General features: G+C 44.5%; 16 protein-coding genes. 9 read left to right on the top strand and 7 right to left on the bottom strand.

Translation table 11 applies throughout. The features are described from left to right. Positions 1-9 precede the first annotated feature (9 nt). Together AAA952_RS03520 and AAA952_RS03515 are read left to right on the top strand one after the other, a co-directional pair. Positions 10-339 (top strand): hypothetical protein, encoded by a 330-nt coding sequence (locus AAA952_RS03520; protein WP_028761837.1) that lies wholly within the window; start codon positions 10-12, stop codon positions 337-339. A 155-nt stretch (positions 340-494) separates the two neighbouring features. Beyond that, a complete protein-coding gene (locus AAA952_RS03515; protein WP_219251958.1) occupies positions 495-1,319 on the top strand; it encodes an ion transporter in 825 nt (274 codons plus the stop codon). Between the two features lie 83 nt (positions 1,320-1,402). Here AAA952_RS03515 and AAA952_RS03510 read toward each other — a convergent pair whose 3' ends face one another. Beyond that, positions 1,403-2,896 (bottom strand): CYTH domain-containing protein, encoded by a 1,494-nt coding sequence (locus AAA952_RS03510; RefSeq protein WP_338254451.1) that lies wholly within the window; start codon positions 2,894-2,896, stop codon positions 1,403-1,405. A gap of 231 nt (positions 2,897-3,127) precedes the next feature. Between AAA952_RS03510 and AAA952_RS03505 the strand changes: the two genes are divergently transcribed. From AAA952_RS03505 to putA, 4 genes are all read left to right on the top strand, one after another. Further along, positions 3,128-3,808 carry a TIGR00153 family protein gene (locus tag AAA952_RS03505; RefSeq protein ID WP_105251552.1) on the top strand — a complete coding sequence of 227 codons (681 nt, stop codon included), beginning with the start codon at positions 3,128-3,130 and terminating at the stop codon, positions 3,806-3,808. A 26-nt stretch (positions 3,809-3,834) separates the two neighbouring features. After that, on the top strand, positions 3,835-5,124 hold the full coding sequence (locus tag AAA952_RS03500; protein WP_212600432.1) for an inorganic phosphate transporter: 1,290 nt from the start codon (positions 3,835-3,837) through the stop codon (positions 5,122-5,124). 224 nt (positions 5,125-5,348) lie between these two features. Continuing rightward, positions 5,349-5,900, top strand: a complete 552-nt coding sequence (locus AAA952_RS03495; protein ID WP_338254594.1) for a TIGR04211 family SH3 domain-containing protein — start codon at positions 5,349-5,351, stop codon at positions 5,898-5,900. Positions 5,901-6,157: 257 nt separating this feature from the next. Continuing rightward, positions 6,158-9,352 carry a bifunctional proline dehydrogenase/L-glutamate gamma-semialdehyde dehydrogenase PutA gene (gene putA, locus AAA952_RS03490; protein ID WP_338254445.1) on the top strand — a complete coding sequence of 1,065 codons (3,195 nt, stop codon included), beginning with the start codon at positions 6,158-6,160 and terminating at the stop codon, positions 9,350-9,352. 466 nt (positions 9,353-9,818) lie between these two features. Here putA and AAA952_RS03485 read toward each other — a convergent pair whose 3' ends face one another. Together AAA952_RS03485 and AAA952_RS03480 are read right to left on the bottom strand one after the other, a co-directional pair. Then, positions 9,819-11,189, bottom strand: a complete 1,371-nt coding sequence (locus tag AAA952_RS03485) for an AAA family ATPase (RefSeq protein WP_198571862.1) — start codon at positions 11,187-11,189, stop codon at positions 9,819-9,821. Position 11,190: 1 nt separating this feature from the next. After that, positions 11,191-12,177 carry a reverse transcriptase domain-containing protein gene (locus AAA952_RS03480; RefSeq protein ID WP_198571863.1) on the bottom strand — a complete coding sequence of 329 codons (987 nt, stop codon included), beginning with the start codon at positions 12,175-12,177 and terminating at the stop codon, positions 11,191-11,193. Between the two features lie 916 nt (positions 12,178-13,093). On the opposite strand from AAA952_RS03480, the gene AAA952_RS03475 reads away from it, so the two are divergent. Next, positions 13,094-13,837 carry a DUF599 domain-containing protein gene (locus AAA952_RS03475; protein WP_131524297.1) on the top strand — a complete coding sequence of 248 codons (744 nt, stop codon included), beginning with the start codon at positions 13,094-13,096 and terminating at the stop codon, positions 13,835-13,837. 92 nt (positions 13,838-13,929) lie between these two features. Beyond that, the gene (locus AAA952_RS03470; RefSeq protein WP_006082937.1) at positions 13,930-14,106 is read left to right on the top strand and encodes a helix-turn-helix domain-containing protein; all 177 of its coding nucleotides are present in this window, start codon (positions 13,930-13,932) and stop codon (positions 14,104-14,106) included. 318 nt (positions 14,107-14,424) lie between these two features. On the opposite strand, the gene cyaB is transcribed toward AAA952_RS03470, so the two are convergent. From cyaB to cydD, 3 genes are all read right to left on the bottom strand, one after another. Further along, positions 14,425-15,012: a class IV adenylate cyclase gene (gene cyaB / locus AAA952_RS03465; RefSeq protein WP_113939036.1), complete on the bottom strand. Its 588-nt coding sequence runs from the start codon at positions 15,010-15,012 to the stop codon at positions 14,425-14,427. Positions 15,013-15,103: 91 nt separating this feature from the next. Beyond that, entirely contained in the window at positions 15,104-16,855 is a 1,752-nt protein-coding gene (gene cydC / locus AAA952_RS03460) for a heme ABC transporter ATP-binding protein/permease CydC (protein WP_338254429.1), read from the bottom strand. Next, the gene (gene cydD / locus AAA952_RS03455; protein WP_338254427.1) at positions 16,852-18,801 is read right to left on the bottom strand and encodes a heme ABC transporter permease/ATP-binding protein CydD; all 1,950 of its coding nucleotides are present in this window, start codon (positions 18,799-18,801) and stop codon (positions 16,852-16,854) included. The genes cydC and cydD overlap by 4 nt, the downstream gene beginning before the upstream one ends. A 279-nt stretch (positions 18,802-19,080) precedes the next feature. Here cydD and AAA952_RS03450 point away from each other — a divergent pair, with 279 nt between their 5' ends. Next, positions 19,081-19,599, top strand: coding sequence for a type II secretion system protein (locus tag AAA952_RS03450; protein ID WP_263266145.1), 519 nt, complete (start codon positions 19,081-19,083; stop codon positions 19,597-19,599). Between the two features lie 137 nt (positions 19,600-19,736). Here AAA952_RS03450 and AAA952_RS03445 read toward each other — a convergent pair whose 3' ends face one another. Further along, entirely contained in the window at positions 19,737-20,783 is a 1,047-nt protein-coding gene (locus tag AAA952_RS03445; protein WP_338254423.1) for a DUF3626 domain-containing protein, read from the bottom strand. Between the last annotated feature and the right edge of the window lie 509 nt (positions 20,784-21,292).

The raw sequence follows: 21,292 nt of genomic DNA, 5'->3' as shown, positions 1-21,292 counted from the left end.
TAATACGCCATGAGTAAGACCAAACACCCTCTCCCCGAGCAATGGTTAAAGAACCAACAGGCCGCGAAAGCAACGCAAGTCGCCTTCGATCTCGATGAAAAATTTCAATACTCAATTCGTAAAGCCGCGTTAGATGCAGGTGTTAGCCCTTCTGATCAAATTCGCACTATTTTAGGTCTTAGCGTATCGAAACGGCCAACGCGTCCGCGTCTTACCGTGTCACTCAATGCAGATGACTATGTGCAACTGGCAGAGAAATATGGTTTAAGTGCCGATTCACAGCTAGAAATTAAACGCCGTGTACTCGACGATTTAGTCCACTTTGTTGATGAAACCTAAAGCAACGCTGATCTCAAGCGCCAACCCTTCTTACCATTGGCTGGCGCGATTAATCGATTTATAGCCCTTTTATTAACTCAGTCAATTTACTCACAGCCTAAAGTCTTTTACTTTAGTAGTGATATTCGCCGCACTTAACAGGGATCATGTTTGGCATGACAGATAAAACCCCATGGTCGCTTCGCACCCTTGGCACTCCTTCTCCATTCGAAATGGCGATGATGCTATTGTCCTTGCTGTCGGTGATCATAGTACTTGTCATGACCTTCGGCCGCCTAGATAGCGAAACCTACCGCTTGCTCTTCTTTGTCGATACCAGTATTTGCATGATTTTTATGATCAACTTCTTTGTTGGGTTGATCCGTGCTCGCGATAAACGCTTTTTCATTAAACACCATTGGATTGATTTTATTGCCAGTATTCCGGCGATTGAAGCCCTACGTATGGCACGGCTTTTTCAAATCCTACGGGTAATACGCCTGATCCGCATGAGTCGCTCACTGCTGCTCCCACTGGTAAAACAACGTAAACAAGCCACCTTAGCCAGTCTACTGGTTGCTATGGTGACGATTCTGACATTAGCTTCCGTCATTATGCTCATCGTCGAAAGCGGCACCGAAGGCGCCAATATCCAGACCGCTGAGCAAGCGATTTGGTGGGCATTAGTCACTATCTCTACCGTCGGCTACGGCGATTATTATCCTGTAAGCACAGCAGGCCACATCATAGGTGGTGTGGTCATTGTCAGCGGTGTGAGTTTTTTTGGTGTGATTTCAGGTTATATGGCATCGGTATTTGTCGCGCCAGATGAATCTGAACGCCAAGAACGCCAAGATGCGCATAAAGCCGAAATCAAATCAGAGCTTGAATTAGCCTTAGCGAGAATGGAAGAGAACCAACAAAAAATAGAACAAAATCAAGCGCAAATGCTGGCTCAAATTGCGGAACTTAAGCAGGCTATCAAAACAAAAAATAGCTGACTTTGTTGCGAAAACGGACTAATGAAAAGGCTCAATCTAATATAGATTGAGCCTTTTCCGTTTATCAGCGATAAAAAGTAATATTACCAGTAGACCTGCTGTTGCATCGCGTTACGGCGTGTCGATTCCATAGCAAACAACAAACTCTGCTGCTTGTCTTCCAGCCACTCAGCTAAATTGATATCTAACTCCCGACTCGCATCCTGTAAGGCGCGATAACAAGCCAAAGTTTTAATCCCAAGCGCGAGATCTTGCCAAGGTGCACGAAATGCGTCCCGTGATTTCGCCTCATATAAACTGCCGTAGGCATGACCCACAAGAATGCTCGCATCCAACACTGTGGCCACTTGTAGATAATTTGCCGCTGTCATGACGCTATTGAGTGGCATGACCTCAATTATCGCCATCCAAGAAGCTTGCTGAGCACGATCGGCATGCTGGTGTAAGCTAGGCTGATGGGTGATATCCACTTCACCAGCACTGATCTTTAGCAACAGTTCAACAATAGCCAGCTGTAATTGACCATATTCGGTCTGTTGCCATAGGGAGAGTAAGCGTTCCGTCAGATTAATCTCTGTCAGTTGCGCCAGAAGTCGCGCTTTAACTTGGGCATGTTGGCCAAGTTTAGCAAATAAGCCTCTTTGGCTACCAAGCAAGGCGGTCAACGCCTGTGCCTGCTCAATAAAATCGAGCTGCTTTTCAATCAGCATAAATTGGCTAGACAGTGTCACATTCAATAATTCGAACTGATTTAAGGTCATGCGCAGCAAACGAATACAGGCGCGCATCCGCCACCATAGTGCCACACAGGCTTCAGGGTCGCTTTCCTCTGCAATCATGCTCTCTAATAATTGCCAGCGCTCAAGGGCGGTTTCAAGCAGGATTTGGCAGTTTGCACTTAAATCCTGTGAAGAATCGTGTGACTCGGCCAGTGGCAGAAATTCCAATGCTTTTAAATCGAGCGGCTTAGCCTTGCCCGCCAATCGATAGCCCCGCTGCGCTTTACTGGCCTTACCTAAACGCACGGGCACAACACTCGCCACCTGCATCGCCAGCTTAAGTAGCGCCTCAGTATCGCCACTGAGGAGTTCAAACTCGAGCTCACACAGGGCTTCTTGCTGACCATTGGCGGTGATTTCACCTATGTCTAACGCCACTTCGACTACGCTGTTATCAATCTGAACATGCCAAGCGCGACGATAAAAATCGGTGTGAAATATACAAGTCAACTGAGCTTGCGTCGCCGCTAAATCAGCATCAGCGGGCCAAATGCTGGTAGGAAATAGACTTAAGTCTGGGCTATCGGATTGGATAGTCACATTATATTCGGGCCGAGAATGAATGCCGCCCACGACTTGTCCTGCGGTTTTTATGGTCTGCTCTCGGTGCGCATCGTAACCGCGCACCCGCAATCCCATGTCCCACTGACGTAATTGCAAGTCAGGGGTGTCGAAGTAACCATTCGCCAAACGACGTTGACCTTGAGGTACGGCATTATCGAGACTATCTAACTTATTTATCAGGGATTCTTGATATATCGGCAGGAAAAACAGTTTTAATTCAATCTCAGCATTCATTGCGTAACCGCTCACTTTGTCATCAAATATTCATCGATGCGTCATCTTTAGTTCATAATGTCACAAATGTGTCATAAAAATCCCGTAGGATTTGGTTTTGCAGTTGGTATATAACCCGTTAGAATAAACCTGTCGTTTTTTCTGAAAAAACACAGTTTCAATACGCGGACGCATAGGTTAACATGCGCCCGCTTTTTCCAATAATGGAACAATCTAAATAGGTAAACGGCAATGCCAGTAAACTCTATTTTGGGCGTGTTTGCAAAATCGCCAATTAAGCCTCTTCAAGAGCACATGGACAAAGTACACGATTGCGCATCGTTACTCGTCCCCTTTTTCGAAGCCACTATCACAGGCAACTGGGACAGTGCAGTTCAATTACGTAAGCAAATTAGTTTAGCCGAGAAGCAAGCAGATTCACTAAAACGTGAAATCCGCCTTACTCTGCCAAGCGGTTTATTTATGCCAGTAGAACGTACAGATTTATTGGAACTTTTAACTCAACAAGACAAGATAGCCAACAAAGCCAAAGATATTTCCGGTCGTGTTATCGGCCGTCAGCTGTTAATCCCTCAGGTCATGCAAGTCCCATTTATTGCTTATCTACAACGCTGTATCGATGCGGTAGCACTAGCAAAACAAGTCATTAATGAACTCGAAGATCTGTTAGAAACAGGTTTCCGTGGCCGTGAAGTCGACTTAGTGGCAAAAATGATCAACGAACTCGATATCATCGAAGAAGATACTGACGATCTACAAATTCAGTTACGCCGTCAGTTATTCGCTATGGAATCTGAATTGAATCCTGTCGATGTGATGTTCCTCTACAAAACGATTGAATGGGTCGGTGGTCTTGCAGATCTTGCCGAACGCGTCGGTTCGCGTCTTGAGCTTATGCTGGCTCGCGTTTAACAAATTAAGGTTATCAAGGTATCAATATGGTTGATGCAGGTATTGAGGTGGCTAACGTCTTAGTCACCAATGGCCCGTGGCTTATTGCCATTGCGGCTGCATTTGGTTTTCTCATGGCATGGGGTATTGGGGCGAATGACGTCGCCAATGCGATGGGAACCTCTGTAGGTTCAAACGCAATTACAATTAAACAAGCGATTATTATCGCAATGATCTTTGAGTTTTCCGGTGCATTTTTAGCTGGGGGCGAAGTTACCAATACAATTCGTAGCGGTATTATTGATTCTAGCTATTTCACTGCGACTCCTGAATTGCTGGTTTACGGCATGATAGGATCATTGTTGGCAGCAGGTATTTGGCTTGTCGTCGCATCGGCCCTTGGCTGGCCGGTATCAACGACTCACTCCATCGTCGGTGCCATTATTGGTTTCGCCGCCGTGGGTGTTGGTGCAGATTCAGTCTCATGGGATAAAGTGGGCGGGATTGTAGGCTCTTGGGTCGTAACCCCCGCTATTTCGGGCTTTATGGCATTCATCCTCTTCCAAAGCACTCAAAAACTCATTTTCAACACTGACGATCCATTGAGTAATGCTAAGCGTTTCGTACCTTTCTATATGGCATTTGCTGGTTTCATCATGTCATTAATGACGATTATGAAAGGCTTATCCCATGTTGGTCTGCATTTCTCAGTTACCGAGTCTTACCTACTCGCAGGTGCTATTGCAGCTGTAGTTGGTATCTTAGGTAAAATCGCCATTTCACGCTTACAAATGAGTGATAAAGCAGATCGTCAAACCCAGTTCAAAAACGTTGAAAAAGTGTTTGCGATCCTGATGGTCCTGACAGCTTGTTGTATGGCTTTTGCCCATGGTTCAAACGATGTAGCAAATGCGATTGGTCCATTAGCGGCGGTTGTTTCTGTCGTCAATAGCGGTGGTGAGATTGCAGCGAAATCACCTCTAGTCTGGTGGATTTTACCTTTGGGTGCCGTAGGTATTGTGATGGGTCTGGCGATTTTTGGTCAGCGCGTTATGCAAACTATCGGAAAAAATATCACTCACTTAACGCCAAGTCGTGGTTTTGCGGCAGAATTAGCCGCGGCAACAACTGTAGTTATTGCTTCTAGCACTGGTTTACCTATTTCTACCACACAAACCTTAGTGGGTGCGGTATTAGGTGTAGGTATGGCCCGTGGTATCGCAGCGATTAACATTGGTGTGGTACGTAATATCGTCGTATCTTGGGTTGTGACCTTACCAGCAGGTGCTGGCCTATCAATCATCTTCTTCTATATGATTAAAGGTATTTTTAATTAAGAAGTCTCGCTAAATGTGTTGCTGACATTAAGCAGTATTAGCGCCTAGGACTAGAAGGTCGTAGGAAAGATTGAATTAAATTGGAATGGTCATAGCATGGATGCCGTAAAGTTGAGGGAAGTCTATGACTTCCCTCTTGCATTACAGGCCTCAAATCCCTAGCATGTGCAGACTATTTCGTTGATGAGAATACAAAAGTGTTTAGACTCCTGACTCTGGTAGGAATGATCTTGCTGTCTTCCAACCTGCTGGCCGAAGGCCAATCCCGCTACATCTCGGATAACGTGTTTCTTTATCTTTTAGGTGGCCCTGGTACTGAGTTTCGAATTGTTGGATCAATTGAAGCGGGTCAACCTGTGACACTGCTCAACGAAACTCAAGGTGATTACTCCAAAATAATCGACCATAAAGGCCGTGAAGGTTGGGTACAAACCAACTTGATCAGTTCGACTCAAAGTTTCCGTGAGCAAGTCCCTGCGTTAACAACTGAACTCGCACAGGCCAAAGCTAAATTAGCTGAAGTATCAAGTTCAACGGATAATCATGCCGACGAACTGCTCGAATTAAAAGCTAAACTAAGCGAGTTAGAAACCACCCTAGCTAAAACGACTCAAGAACGTGATCAACTGAAAAATGCGGTAGATCGCACAGCTCAAGATGAGCGTTTTGAACTTTGGCGCCAAGGTGGATTAATCGCAGGCATGGGCTTAATCCTAGGCATTATTTTAGTGTATTTACCTAGACCACAACGTCGCAATAAAAAACGTTGGATGTGAGTCTGACACACAAAAAGTCTTAATTTACCTCCCAAAAGCCAGTGTTTTCAAACACTGGCTTTTTTGTCAATCAAGCGTTACATCGACTTATTAGCAAGCTAATCAAACAAACTTCACAATCTTTCACGCTATAGTGTTGTCCGTCACATTTTGGTTGTATAATCTGCGCGCGCAAACCTTCATATTGTATACAAAATATCAAATGCGTTTGGCGCCTCCCAATTTGTTTCAACAATAGCGCCCCAATAACGGCCAAGATGGAAGCGATAACTATGTTCAAAGCGAGTGAAGTGCTGGCAGGCCGCTACGATTCTGCCAATCTCGACGAACTGTTCAAAGCAGTCAGCGACAACTACATTGTCGATGAAGAACAATACTTGTCAGAGCTGATCAAACTAGTTCCCTCAAGTGATGAAGCCATAGAGCGCGTCACTCGTCGTGCCCACGAACTGGTCAATAAGGTTCGTCAATTCGATAAAAAAGGTTTGATGGTCGGCATAGATGCCTTCCTGCAACAGTACAGCTTAGAAACACAGGAAGGCATTATCCTGATGTGTTTAGCCGAAGCTTTACTACGAATTCCCGATGCGGCCACTGCCGATGCGCTGATTGAAGATAAGCTTTCAGGCGCTAAGTGGGATGAGCACATGAGCAAGAGTGACTCAGTGCTAGTTAACGCATCGACCTGGGGCTTAATGCTCACAGGTAAAATCGTTAAACTCGATAAAAAACTCGATGGCACCCCAAGCAACTTGCTGAGCCGCTTAGTGAATCGCCTCGGTGAACCTGTGATCCGTCAAGCCATGATGGCAGCGATGAAGATCATGGGTAAGCAGTTCGTACTGGGCCGCAACATGAAAGAAGCCCTAAAAAACAGCGAAGACAAACGTAAGTTAGGTTATACCCATTCATACGACATGCTGGGCGAAGCGGCGTTAACTCGCAAAGATGCCGAGAAATACTATACCGATTACGCCAATGCGATAACTGAGCTCGGTGCTCAAAGCTATAACGAAAATGAATCACCGCGCCCAACAATCTCCATCAAGCTATCGGCATTGCACCCACGTTACGAAGTGGCCAATGAAGACCGCGTCTTGACTGAACTGTACGACACAGTGATTCGCCTGATTAAGCTGGCACGTGGCTTAAATATCGGTATCTCTATCGATGCTGAAGAAGTCGATCGCCTCGAGTTATCACTAAAACTGTTCCAAAAACTGTTTAATTCTGAAGCAACTAAAGGCTGGGGATTACTCGGCATAGTAGTACAAGCCTACTCTAAGCGTGCCCTGCCCGTACTGGTTTGGTTAACGCGTCTAGCGAAAGATCAAGGGGATGAAATCCCAGTTCGCTTAGTTAAAGGCGCCTATTGGGATAGCGAACTTAAGTGGGCGCAACAAGCTGGCGAAGCCGCTTATCCACTCTACACTCGCAAAGCCGGTACTGACGTTTCTTACCTCGCCTGCGCCCGTTACTTGTTATCGGATGCGACTCGCGGTGCTATCTACCCACAATTTGCTAGCCACAATGCGCAAACCGTTGCGGCAATTTCCGATATGGCGGGCGATCGTAACCATGAGTTCCAACGCTTACACGGCATGGGACAAGAGCTGTACGACACGATTCTGGCTGAAGCCGGTGCTAAAGCGGTACGTATTTATGCCCCTATCGGTGCCCATAAAGATCTACTGCCCTATTTAGTCCGTCGTCTGCTAGAAAACGGCGCGAATACTTCGTTCGTCCACAAACTGGTGGATCCTAAAACCCCCATAGAGTCATTAGTGGTACATCCGCTAACAACGCTGACGGGCTATAAAACCCTGGCTAACAACAGAATCGTTTTACCTGCCGATATTTTCGGTAGCGATCGCAAAAATTCCAAGGGACTCAATATGAACATCATTTCCGAATCTGGGCCATTTTTCGCGGCACTAGAACAGTTTAAAAATACCCAATGGCAAGCGGGCCCTCTGGTTAACGGTAAAACCTTAACTGGCGAACATAAAACGGTTGTTAGCCCATACGACACTACCCAAACCGTAGGTCAAGTCGCCTTCGCCGACAAAGCTGCAATCGAAGCAGCCGTCGCGTCTGCTGAAGCAGCATTTGCCTCTTGGGCACGCACACCAGTGGAAACCCGTACATCTGCACTGCAAAAATTGGCCGATTTATTAGAAGAAAACCGCGAAGAATTGATCGCTCTTTGTACCCGTGAAGCGGGCAAGAGCATTCAAGACGGTATCGACGAAGTCCGTGAAGCCGTTGATTTCTGTCGTTACTACGCAGTACAAGCCAAGAAGATGATGGCAAAACCTGAACTACTTCCAGGCCCAACGGGTGAACTGAACGAACTGTTCCTCCAAGGCCGCGGCGTATTCGTGTGTATCAGCCCATGGAACTTCCCATTGGCCATCTTCCTCGGTCAAGTCTCTGCGGCATTAGCGGCGGGTAATACCGTCATCGCAAAACCCGCGGAGCAAACCTCAATTATTGGTTACCGTGCGGTGCAACTCGCTCATCAAGCAGGTATTCCTGTCGAAGTGCTGCAATTCCTACCGGGTACTGGTGCGACTGTGGGTAGCGCAATTACGGCCGATGAACGTATCGGTGGCGTGTGCTTTACCGGTTCAACTGGCACAGCAAAACTGATTAACCGCACACTCGCCAACCGCGAAGGCGCGATTATTCCATTAATCGCCGAAACTGGCGGCCAAAATGCCATGGTAGTGGACTCTACCTCTCAACCCGAGCAAGTGGTTAACGATGTGGTTTCATCGTCATTCACCAGCGCGGGCCAACGCTGCTCCGCACTGCGCGTGCTCTTCCTCCAAGAAGACATCGCCGATCGCGTGATCGAAGTCCTGCAAGGCGCCATGGATGAGTTAGTGATTGGCAACCCAAGTTCAATCAAAACCGACGTAGGCCCCGTGATTGACGCCACCGCCAAAGCCAACTTAGATGCGCATATCGATCATATCAAGCAAGTCGGTAAGCTTATCAAGCAAATGCCGCTGCCTGCTGACACTGAGAACGGTCACTTCGTGTCGCCAACTGCCGTGGAAATCGACTCAATTAAAGTGCTGGAGAAAGAGCACTTTGGCCCAATCCTGCACATTATCCGCTACAAGGCAGCGGATCTTAGCAAAGTGATCGATGAGATCAACAGCACAGGCTTTGGTTTAACCTTAGGTATCCACAGCCGTAACGAAGGCCATGCCCTTGAAGTTGCAGATAAAGTGAACGTGGGTAACGTGTACATTAACCGCAACCAAATCGGCGCTGTGGTGGGTGTACAGCCTTTCGGTGGTCAAGGCCTGTCAGGTACAGGCCCTAAAGCCGGTGGCCCACACTACTTAACCCGTTTTGTGACTGAAAAGACTCGCACCAACAACATCACCGCCATTGGTGGTAATGCGACATTGTTATCACTGGGTGATGGCGAAGAGTAATATCGCTCACCTGTGAGAGTTGAAAAAAAGCCAGACTAAGTCTGGCTTTTTTATTTGGTAATGAATGCTTATACCTAAATTCAATTCGAGAAATGAACACAGGAATCAGTGGCACCTTCTAAACTTCCGTGGTCTTGGTGTCGGCAGTTAATCCTAAAAGAGTGACGCCCATATTTTGCTTACGTACATGTCTCGATAAACTTATCAAATCAATGATTAAGCACCGTCATTTCAGTGACTCGCAGCAAGTACGACCGTGACATCCATGTCACTAACGGTCACTTCCATGTAGACGCTTAATCCTGCTAACCACAGAGTATCCTGTTAGCCTGAACATGCCTCAATTTTGTCTTTTCATTGCAAAATTTAACAATGTGTGTCTTGATAGATTTCACTTATGAATCTTCTTTTTCTTAGATAATATAGACTTATCTATTTATAATCATTAGTAAATATTAAATAAATTCTATTTAGGGACATTTAGAAATGTCAAAAGCTCATTTTTAAAAAGCCTAACCCCATCTTCTGATCTAGTTTCCAAATAAGAATAAATATCGCCAAATGTTATGTTCCTGCCATTATATTGAGTTCTTAACAACATTTTGAATAGACTTTTTGCTCGTTTTGAATCAGAACCACCATGAAACTCAATTGGTTTTAAAAATGGAAATTCTGGCGACTCATTATAGGCTCTAAAAATTTCCATCTCAATATTATCAAATGGTAGAAAAACTACATTATCAATATCCGAAAGATAACCTTTACCGACTTGATCTCCATCCAAAACAGCTAAGACATGTTGTTGTTCACCAAAACAATTCATTTCTATATTTCTATTTTTAAGGTCTATTACTTGCGTAGCCCCACCAATGTATATGACTTGAAACTTGTAAAAACAAGTTTCATTTGACACTAGGTACTCAATATAATCTTGAAGGCATTCATCCTCAGTAAGAATATATCTATCCCACCCTTTAAAACCATACATTATGCTTTTTATATAATTGTATGACCTCTGAAATATTTTCACCTCGAGCTCTTCTGCCTCAGCATAGTACAACTCTTCCTCTAATAAAGTTTTTATTAAAGCTAAAGAGTGAGTAGTAAAAAGGATATTAACCTGGTATCGTTGGCAATATTTCCTAAGCATTTCAACTAATTTAACTTGTGCACTTGCATCTAGAGATATGTCAATTTCATCGACAACTATAAGTTTTGTTCTTTTCCTAAACTGTTTATAAAGATTTATCAAAAAATATTCACCTGAGCTAAGATAATCCTCCCTAATATAATACCTTTGCTCATCATCTTTAATAATGAAATAATACAACTCCCTTCCAATTAATATTTCTTTTAAACTGTCAAATCTATTCCCACCATAAATCGAGTTTAAAAATATAATCAGATCATTGGGTGTATTATAGTCACCAACAGAAATCCTAGCTCTTAACTGCTCATCCATTCCAGCAAGCCGCTGAAAGTGGTTAAATCTCTCCCCGTGCGGTATAGGTAGCTCTACAGTAATTAACCCTCTAATATCACTAGGAATATTCTGTTTCGTATCGATCGAATTTACAAATTTGCTATACGAAAAAACTATCGGTTCACGCCCATCATCGAAGCTATAAGTAATTGAACTGTCGCGATTAAAAATGTAAGGGGCAGCGGTTTCCTGGAAAGTATTATTTATAGACAAATTTCTGATTGCACGAACTAATGTAGTTTTCCCAACACTATTCTTACCTGCAATGCAAATTATTTTGTTCTTAGTTAAATCAACCTCAACAGTCAAATTGCTAATATGCTGAACTTCCTTAAGTGTTACTGTAAATTTCATCTTAATTTACCGACTGTCTAAGAAACATTTCAATCACTGTATTCCCGTACTTACGCCTCAACTTATTAACATATTCAGGATCCATTGAGTTAAATGCAACTAATTTATTCGTAATATATCTAGTACCTACCTCTACAACAGTTCTCTCTTTACTTTCCTTGTTATATTTAATGTTATTATTTGTGAAATCAATAAATTTATCTTTATCTGTAAAATAAAGATATATTAGTGTTTCTAACTTTTTCTTTTCTGAACTAGGAATTGTAACTGTACCATTAGGCAATATATTCAATCCTAATAGTTTAAATGAATTTCCAATGTGGTTAAATTTTGTTTTAGACTGATTTAACGAAATACTATCATTTACATGCTCACATAATAAACTTTCTATTTTTAATACAATGTCATTATCAAGCCTATCGTTCACACTTGATATGATAAGGTCATCAGAATATCGAGTGTATACTAATTTATTTTCATTTGCATATTTTAGCAGTGCAGTGTCAAAATCTAAAAGACACAAATTACTCAAAAGAGGAGACGTTGAAAAACCAGCTGGTAACTTATCCTCAACAACAGTAAGATAAACTATCAAGTCAATATAGTCTTCTATATCTGAAATTGGGAAGTTATCAATCTGATAGCGTAATGAAATTTCAATATTATCCCTATTCAAACTACCATAGAAATTAGATATGTCCGTCTGAAGAAAAAACTTACTCCCAGAGTGTTTCTCGATAGCATCTCTTATACTTACACCTTTCGTGTACGAGTACACAACATCTTTATTATATTTAGCATAAGCAAGGATAGAACTATTGATAAATTTATGGATATACTTCAACTCTTTTGATGCCGAAAAAACTTCTCTGTTGTTAACCATCAACTTTTTATAATTACTTGACAGATCAAAAACAATAAAGTCGTTGAAAGAAAACTTATCATGAAAAATCGACAAAAAGACTTTATCTAAACTTCTTTTTTCCACAATGAAAGACCAACTTAACGATGAAATTATGGAATTATATTATAATTAATCGCTGTTATAATCTAGCAATAGGTTTATGTATATTGAAATATAATCAAACTAAATATAACGACATTATCAAATAGAGGTTATGCAAGCGTTTCGCAATGCAGACTGTTTACACTGAATAGTTCGAGGAATTGGCTTACTTTCATGCACTGTATCTGAATAAGTAATAGCACTTAATCAAGATACGAGTGCATTCAGTAAAATGGTTCATGACCCGTAGTGACCTGCTTAATGACTGGAGATGCTCCTAGTCGCGAGGTATGGGTCGAATCTAATTGAATCCAGATAAAATTGCAACGAAAAATACTGAATTAAATGCGCGGTAAAGAGACAGGACGTCTGCGTAGCTTTCGGGGGGACTTTCGGGGGGAAGGGACACCCCATAGGAAGCGTTAGCGATTTTCGAATAAGCACGAAGCCACTAATCAATGCATGTAACTTCGTTAAGGGCGTCTTGGAGCATCCAAAGAGGATAGGACGAGCAGTCCTCCTTGGTCAGGTGTGGGGTGAAGCCCCACGACCTTGATTCACCTCGGCCGAAAGGCCGCAATCAAAAGATGGAACACAACGGTCAGGGTCAAGCGTCTAACGCAATAGCATAAGGACGCTTAATGCCCAAGTGGCTTGCTTCGAGATATGACCAGTACAAACGCACTTTTCTAACTAACTTACCTGACAATAATTTCTCCAAAACTGAGTCTCACTAAGCAAGAGGCTTCAAAACCAATGTGAGCGGCTTCAAATTGTGAATAGGATGGATTTCAAAGTGATACTAGGGGATTGCGCATAAGAGATAAAAACCTTCATAATCAGCCTTCAATCGATTGATTAATTTTCACTTTATCAAGGTCACTTTCTCAAGGTAGCTATGACATTTTCGTTGTTAGATATTTCTGCATTGGTGTGGTTTATCGTTTCTTGGGCTGGCTACACCGCCTTTGCCCGTAGCAAGGCGAGAGATACAGACTGTATTGCCCGTGGTCTGCATAAGCATAGAATTTACTGGATGCTAGAGGTAATGACCCGCGGCGTGCGTGTGGGGGATGCGGCGCTACTGGCCAACCTTGAGCGCAATATTGCCTTTTTTGCCTCAACAACCCTGTTTGTGCTCGCGGGTGTGCTGACCTTATTTGCCCAAGTTGAGCGACTAGAAAGTGTTATTGCGACGATTCCCTTCGCCACGCCACCGAATCATGCGCTGGTGCAAGTCAAGTTAGCCCTGCTAGTCGGCATTTTTGTGATGGCCTTCTTCCAGTTTACTTGGTCGATGCGCCAATACGGTTTTGTGAACGTGATGATAGGCGCGGGTCCTCTGGACACCGATGGCTCAAATGACAATCTCAAAGCCTATGCAAGACAAATGGCAACAGTGCAAGATCAAGCGGCACACTCCTATAACTATGGTTTACGCGCCTATTACTTTTCAATGGCGGTATTGTGCTGGTTTGTACACCCGATACTCTTTATCTCGGCCAGCTTATTTGTGGTCGCAACCTTATATCGCCGCGAATTCAAGTCCCGTGCCGTTCTGGCGATCACAGCGGCAAAAGGCCATCTGCAAATAGAGAGCCAAGTGCGGGAAACCGCCCGCAACCACAAAATAGAATCATAGCCTTGGCGGTTTAGGCTGCCGCGTCATCTTGATTGGAATTATTGTTCTATACTCTTTGGGTTATGTTTCTATTGAATTACTGGGAGAGTGCCATGAGCGATAACTTATTAACCTTAGATGAAGTGTGCAAAATGCTAGATAAAACACCAGCGACCATTAAACGCTTCGCTCGGGAGAATTTACTCTCAAGTGTTCAAGATGGTGACGAATTAAAATTCCCTGAAGCGGAAGTTAAACGCTACCTCGCCTTTTCACAACGCTTAGGCTAAAACGCATCAAGTAACTCACGGCAAATAAAACTGAGTAATCAGTATGTAAGCCGCTTGAATTTGAATTTGTAAAGGTGGCTTGAATTGAAATGTGATACTCGAATTAAAGTACGCTGCTTAAGTTTAAGTCGTCGATAGCGAGTTAAAACAAACGGTGAATGCGATATGGACAGTGACGCTCAAAGGGATTTGAACTTAGCCATAGCGGTTTGTTGCGAAGGATTGGTTAGGCAAAATCTAGCGGTGTAAACCATAAAACTTAAGCTATGAAACTTTAAGCTATTAAGCCCCAAGCTGTTAATCCAAAAGATTGAACCATTACTTATTATTTAAAGCCTGCTGCAACTGCCGATAGGATAACCACTCCCGCTGCACTTCACTTAGGCCTAAGTCAGCGGCGAGTTGTTGTAATTGCACTTCATATTTAGGCAATAGGGTTTCATCATTGGTCATAATCGCGAGTTCAGCAAAATCCCCTAAACCTTCGATATGATCGATTGTTAGATGAAATTCACCCAGAAAATAGATACTGCGGCGCTTTTTAATTTCCAGTACACACTCATAGCCTAAGGTCTGCAGCATACTTTTTGCTTTTGTTGCTTCAGTGATATTCACGGCTTCACAGCGGTCTTTTTCTGGCCCTTTCACTATCCACAGCATTATCCCCGATGGCTGCATCTCACGGATACACAAGCTCTTGTGCTCACCTTTAAGTGACTGTGATGGCAGATCAAAGTAACAGTCATGCTCAAGGTTATCTTCGAGCATGACCTCGGGATTTCTCATTTGTAAGGCAGCGAAAAAAGCGTGGCGATCCAGTAAGTGGTATTTAAGCTCGACCTCAAACTTACCATTAAAATGGGCATTAATTTGTGGGGCTAATGCTTCCGGCATCGCAGGGTTCATAGATTCATATCCGCTTTTAATGGGTAAAATATATCGCTATTTATAATATTGAGCGCCAACGTCTTAATTCTAAAAGATTAAATAAAAAACCTTAAGCGAGTCTTTGGTACAAGGCCTGATACTCTACACTGTCTTCAATTAAGCTCTGGTGAGTACCAGACGCAATAATCTTCCCCTGACCGAGTAAATGAATTTGATCCATCTTCGCCATAGCCGTTAAACGATGGCTAATCATCAGCAAGGTTTTATCCTGAGCAAATTCAAACAGTAAACTTAAAATTTCCCGCTCGGTGCGTTTATCTAGCCCTTCTGTTGGCTCATCGAGCAATAACAGCGGCGCATCACGCAGCAGCGCCCTAGCAACACCAATTCGGCGCTGCTCACCACCCGAAAGCTGACGTCCACCTTCACCTATCCACATATCCAGCGGCTTATCACCCGTGAGTAAAGCGCCAAGTCCGACCCGCTGTAACACATCAATCAAGCGTGCGTCGTGGGCAGTGCGTTTCTCGCCCTCGATGACAGGTAAGGCTAATACTAAGTTTTCCCGCAAAGTACCCGAAAACAAATAGATGCGTTGGCTAATCACAGTAATCGCATCCCTAAGACCGCGCTCACTGTACTCTGAAAGTGCATGACCATCGAGCTTGATGTGCCCTTGCTGCGCTTGCCATTCTCGGGTAATCAGCGTCAATAAGCTCGACTTACCGCAACCCGTTGGCCCAAGTAACGCGACTTTTTGCCCGGCTTTTATCTCAAGGGACAAACCTTGCAGCACGTTTTGATCGTCTCGATAACCAAAGTGGATATCTTCAATCTGTAATGCGCCAGACTTTGCCCTCAGGCCAGTATCGACAGCAAATTGAATATCGGCCTTTTGTTCAGTGATTTCATTAATTCGCGTTGCGGCCAATACGCAGCCTGATAAATGCTGAAACGCGCCCGCGATCGGCATCATCATCTCGACGCAGGCCATAGTCGCAAACACCATAAGTGCAAACATGGGCCCCGGCGGCACAGCATCACCCACACCTTGAGCGGCTAAATACAGCATCATGATCAAGGCTGAGCCCGTGGAGAGGATCAACATGGCTTGGCTGAGTGCAGTAATATTGGCCATCGCGCCTTGGCTGCGAAAAAGTGCAACTTCAGCATCATTCAGTTTTTGCCTGAATCTGTCGTTCGCGCCAAATAGGCTAAGTTCGGCTTGGCCTTGCAACATATCGAGCAACTGCACCCGATAATGACGCTTGGTCTCGAGCATAGTTCGGCTTGGCGCGTGTCCAAGGCGATAAAATAGCAGTGGCATCACCAGCCAAACAGCGACTAAGAATAAGCAAAGACTCAGTGCAAGTTTGGCATCGAACCAAGCAAGAAACAGATACAAGAGCCCCGTCATCAGAAGGGATGCTGCCATAGGCGTGAGCAGTCGCAGGTAAAGATGATCTAGGGTATCGATATCGGCCACTAAGCGATTGAGCATGTCGCCACGGCGTAGCCCCTGCAGATTTTTAGCACTTAGCGGCAAGAGTTTACGCCACGCCCAAACACGAAGTTCAGTCAGCAACTTAAAGGTCGCCTCATGGGTCGCTAAACGCTCGCCATAACGACTAGCTGTTCGGGCAATTGATAAGAAACGTACCCCGCCCGCGGGAGTGAAAAAGTTAAAGGACTGCGCCGTGACTATCGTCAAACCTGCAACAGCGGTAGCGGAAAGAAACCAGCCCGAAAGTGACAGTAAACCTATGCCAGCCATCAAAGTAATAATGGTCAGCAGCAAGCCCACGGACATCATTAGCCACTGGCGCGAGAACAATCGAATAAAGGGGATCAGCACTTTCATTGGGCATCTCCTTTAGTAGACTCGGCGGCAATGTCGAGTGGAGCGTCACTATCAAGCTGCGTCTCACTTGCGCTTGCCGATAACGATACAAGTTCAATATCCGCCACGGACTCAACATTTTCACGCAGTAAAGTTTGGAATAAGCCGTGTGTGTTAGACAAAGTGGTAAAGTCGCCCCGCTGTACTATCAAGCCTTTATCAAGCACAAGAATAGTATCCATTTGATCTAACTGATCTAATCTGTGGGTCACCATAATGCACATTTTACCCGCCATGGCGCGATTCAGCGCAAAACTCACCGCCTGCTCACTCTGGCTATCTAAACTGGCTGTGGGTTCATCAAGGACAAACAAACTCGCCTGCTGCCCAAGCGCCCTTGCTAAAGCAATACGTTGAGCTTGGCCAACGGATAAACCGGAGGATTGTTCACCGACTGGGGCATCTAAACCCAATGGCTGCGCCTTAACGAAGTCGCCAATATTGGCCTCTGCCAGCAAGTGCCACAGCCTATCGTCGGGCAGAGTTGGGTCGGCTAAGGCAACGTTATCCCGCACTGTGCCATGAAATAACTGCGGTTCCTGTCCAAGCCAAGCTAAGTGCTGTCGCCAATGGGCTAAGTCTAATGCGGATAACTCATGGCCATTAATCAACAAATGGCCCTTGTAGGGTAAAAATCCCAATAAGGCGTTGAGTAAACTGGTTTTACCCGCTCCGCTCGGACCAACTAAAGCTAAGCGTTTCCCCTCTTTTAACTCAAAACTCAGCGGGCCAAGTAAACGCGTGCCATCGACACTGAACACCTCAAGATTGTCGGCACTCAGCGTCTCTATGCTATTGATACGGACGTGGCCGGCAAATTCAGGTTCCGGATGTTCGAGCAAGGTAATCAAAGCTTCTGCCGCGCCTATAGCCTGCGCCTTAGCATGGTAATGAGTCCCCATGTCGCGCAACGGTTGATAAAACTCAGGAGCTAAAATCAGAATAAATAACCCAGTAAATAAGCTGAAAGGAATACCGCCCATGTCAGGATCTGTACTTGAACTAATATTGGCATGGGCGCCATAATAGCCAAAATCTAAGTGACCTAAGTAACTGAAACCAAAGTAAACCGCCAGCACAGCAATCGAAACCGCGGCAAAAAACTCTAAGACTGCTGAGCTTAAAAATGCCATGCGTAGCACCGACATAGTGCGGCTACGAAACTCTTCTGAAGCACTCGCGATCATCTTAAGCTCGGCATCACCACGGTGAAAAAGTTTCAAGGTGCTTAAGCCTTTTAATCTATCCATAAAATGGCCGCTCAATCTTGCAAGCGCACTGAAGTTTTTGCGATTAGCATCGGCAGCGCCCATGCCAACTAAGATCATAAACATAGGGATTAATGGCGCTGTGAGTAACAGGATTAAGCCTGCCGCCCAGTTAATCGGGAATACCGCCGCTAAAATGAGTACGGGAATAAAACCAGCAAGGCTGATTTGCGGAAGGTATCTGGCATAAAAATCTTGTAAATCTTCGACTTGCTCTAAGACTATGCTTGCCCAACTCCCTGCGGGTTTACCTTTAATAAATGCCGGACCTAGCTTAGTCAACTTGTCCATCACTGCCGCGCGAATATGGCCACGTAGACGCTTACCCGCCTCAAAACTGGCGCGTTCACGCCCATAAGCCAGCAAGGCACGCAGTAACATCAAGGCAATTAGCGCAATAAAATGAGGTGTATAGGTATCAATATTCACGCTGGAACTGATCGTTTGGGCATTGTCAGTTAGCGGTATAACTTGCCCTATGATCACGCCATCCAGAATCGTCGCGATAATATAAGCCTGCGCCACCATAGCGACGGCGCTTATCATCCCAAGCCATAACGACAATTTAAGGAACAGGCCACAGGCTTTTTTCTGGGCTTTAAGCCAAACGAGAAGGGATTTTTCTAACGACTTATCCATGGTGCTCCAACAAGAAAACAATTAAGCGACTCGTAGCGGGGATCGACTATCGATAACAACTCAGTTTAAGGGGCTTGCAACAGTTAAAAATTTCCGATAGGGACGCAGTATCGCAGGCATCTACAACAGATGAAACCCTATCACAGACTTTTGCTAGCGGACTCACAAAAACAAGCTAAAGATAAATAAATCTAAGAGTTAACGGAACTTTACCTAGTACTAGCCTGATTTAAAAAACTTAGGTAGCATGAAGCTCTTTGTATTGAATGTCCTCTATCTATGCCAAATAAAAATGCTGGTTTCACCCTGATTGAACTCGTTGTGGTTATTATTATTCTTGGCGTATTAGCCGTAGTAGCTGCACCTAAATTCATTAATTTACAATCAGATGCCTATAAGAGTCAGCTCTCAGGTGCACTGGCTTCGATGAAATCCGCCGTCACTTTATTCAAGGCAAAGTCGGAAATTACTAACAGCGGCACCACGAATAGAGTCGTTTACGACGAAATCCGTGGCGAAAACTATCAGCCTTGGGCTGCCAGTACCAGCGGTATAACGCCAAGTACAGCTTACACGACTCCGCCAGAAATTTTTAAAGCGGCAGGGCTAAATGTGAATGAGTGGTCCTACCGAATTTACACCACCAACGGTACCTATGAAGTTATCGCCACGCCAAAGCAAAAACTGAACCTTGCCACGCCCACAGAAGCGCAAGTCGAAGCGACAAATTGCTATATCGACTATAAATGGGAGACAACGGGCGTTCCCACTTATAAAAAAGTCGACACTGGTTGCTAGGCGACCTTAACGATAAAATATCTATAGAAAAAAACAGCGAGTTAACCAGAGGTTATCTCGCTGTTTTATTTACGCCCTAAACTCATTTAGTTGTTAATGCTTACGTTTACAATTAAGCATTTTTAAAGAGCTAGCGCTTATTGCACTCCACCGTATTTCACTAGCACATGCCAGAGCAACTTAAGTTCATGGGCGACTTGCGCACGATTACCGCGGTCACGCCAATGCTGGGGAGAATGGTATAAATCCCGCGCCGCCACGCCTATGGCATAGGCATCGACTCTGTCTTCTATGGCAATCCGATTAGCCAGCGATGGCATAGTTGGCCCACGGAAATCACTGGGGATCTGTGCCGTATGCAGGCTAAAGCCACCATGATATTGCAGCTCAATATCATATTTATCGCAAATTTTACTTAAGCTTGCGCCAATATCAGTACCCCTAAAGCTGGGGTCCGCCACCAGCATGGCGATATCTTCATCGAGGGAAACATCGCCATGGATCTGCGCCTCGATATAATGGTCAAGATTATTCGATAGCGGCCGCTCGAAACGAGACAGCAAGGAAGCATTGAGCTGATGTCCCAAATAATGGATCACATTCAGCGGCTTAAAGTCGGATTTGCCTAAGGCATAGTGACGCTCAAAACTCTCAGTCAGCAGCGCCGCTAAAATATCATCGAAACATGACAGCGTGCCTTTCTCTTTCGGATTACGATACGAGTCGAGATAACTAAAGGTTGAGCGCGCCATCGCACTCGTATGAGTCAAAAAATAACAGCTTCCAAAACGTGGGGCGGGACCGTCCTGCCACATCCCCAGATCGAGTGCACCGTATTTAGGCCGAGATTTAGTGCCCTTGTATACATCACCAAAAAGCTGATTTTCCCAATGATCCCGTGGGCCACCTAACTCAGGTGACAACTGACCATTAGAAATATGGGTCTCAAACTGGCTACGGTATTGACCATCGCGCAGTAAACCTTCGGCAACAGTCATACCACGGCTGTCGATTCTATCGGGGTGAAAATGCAGCGCAATTCGGCCACAGTTGAGCAATTGTTTAAGCGCGAGTTGCATCTCATGCATGGGGATATTTGACATCTGCTGCACATTTTTAATCACAGCGACGGCTTGTTCACTGCGTCCTCGTGCAAGGCGTTCAATATGCTGTATCGCTGTCATAATCCACCTATAAATGAGAGGCTTTTAACCGTTCCTACAATGCCTCATCCTAAAATAAACGTGAGATAAATCGCAAGCATGCAGAGAACTGCTCTTAAGCCACTCCATCTAAATGACTAAGTTAAACATGAATGACTCAGTTAAACGTGACCGTGAAAACACTCAATAATGCTTTCGCTTGGTTAATTGTTAAAAATTCAGCGAATGACATCAATCACGAACTGAACAGATAGCTAAACCAATTGCGTCATTGATTAATTCTACTCCAATCGACTTTAGTTTATACCACTCTCATTATTGTAGCGTGATCTACCGCTAACTCATTCTAACTCTAGATAAAAAATGCCTATGACTTCAATTGATATTATGAACTAAGCCTAATAGTCATCTTATTCCTTGAAATCAATTAACTTCCATAACCTCAAACTCTGCCATCTAAACTTGCGCCTAAAAGATAAGCGAGGCCGAGTGAAAGCCGCTGACAAGCGATTTATGTGCCAATATGAATG

Origin of the sequence: Shewanella sp. M-Br, assembly GCF_036245925.1 — a bacterium.
In the GTDB taxonomy this organism is placed as follows: domain Bacteria; phylum Pseudomonadota; class Gammaproteobacteria; order Enterobacterales; family Shewanellaceae; genus Shewanella; species Shewanella oncorhynchi.
The sequence above is the reverse complement of the archived record's forward strand: the minus strand, read 5'-3'. Positions and strand labels throughout refer to the sequence as shown.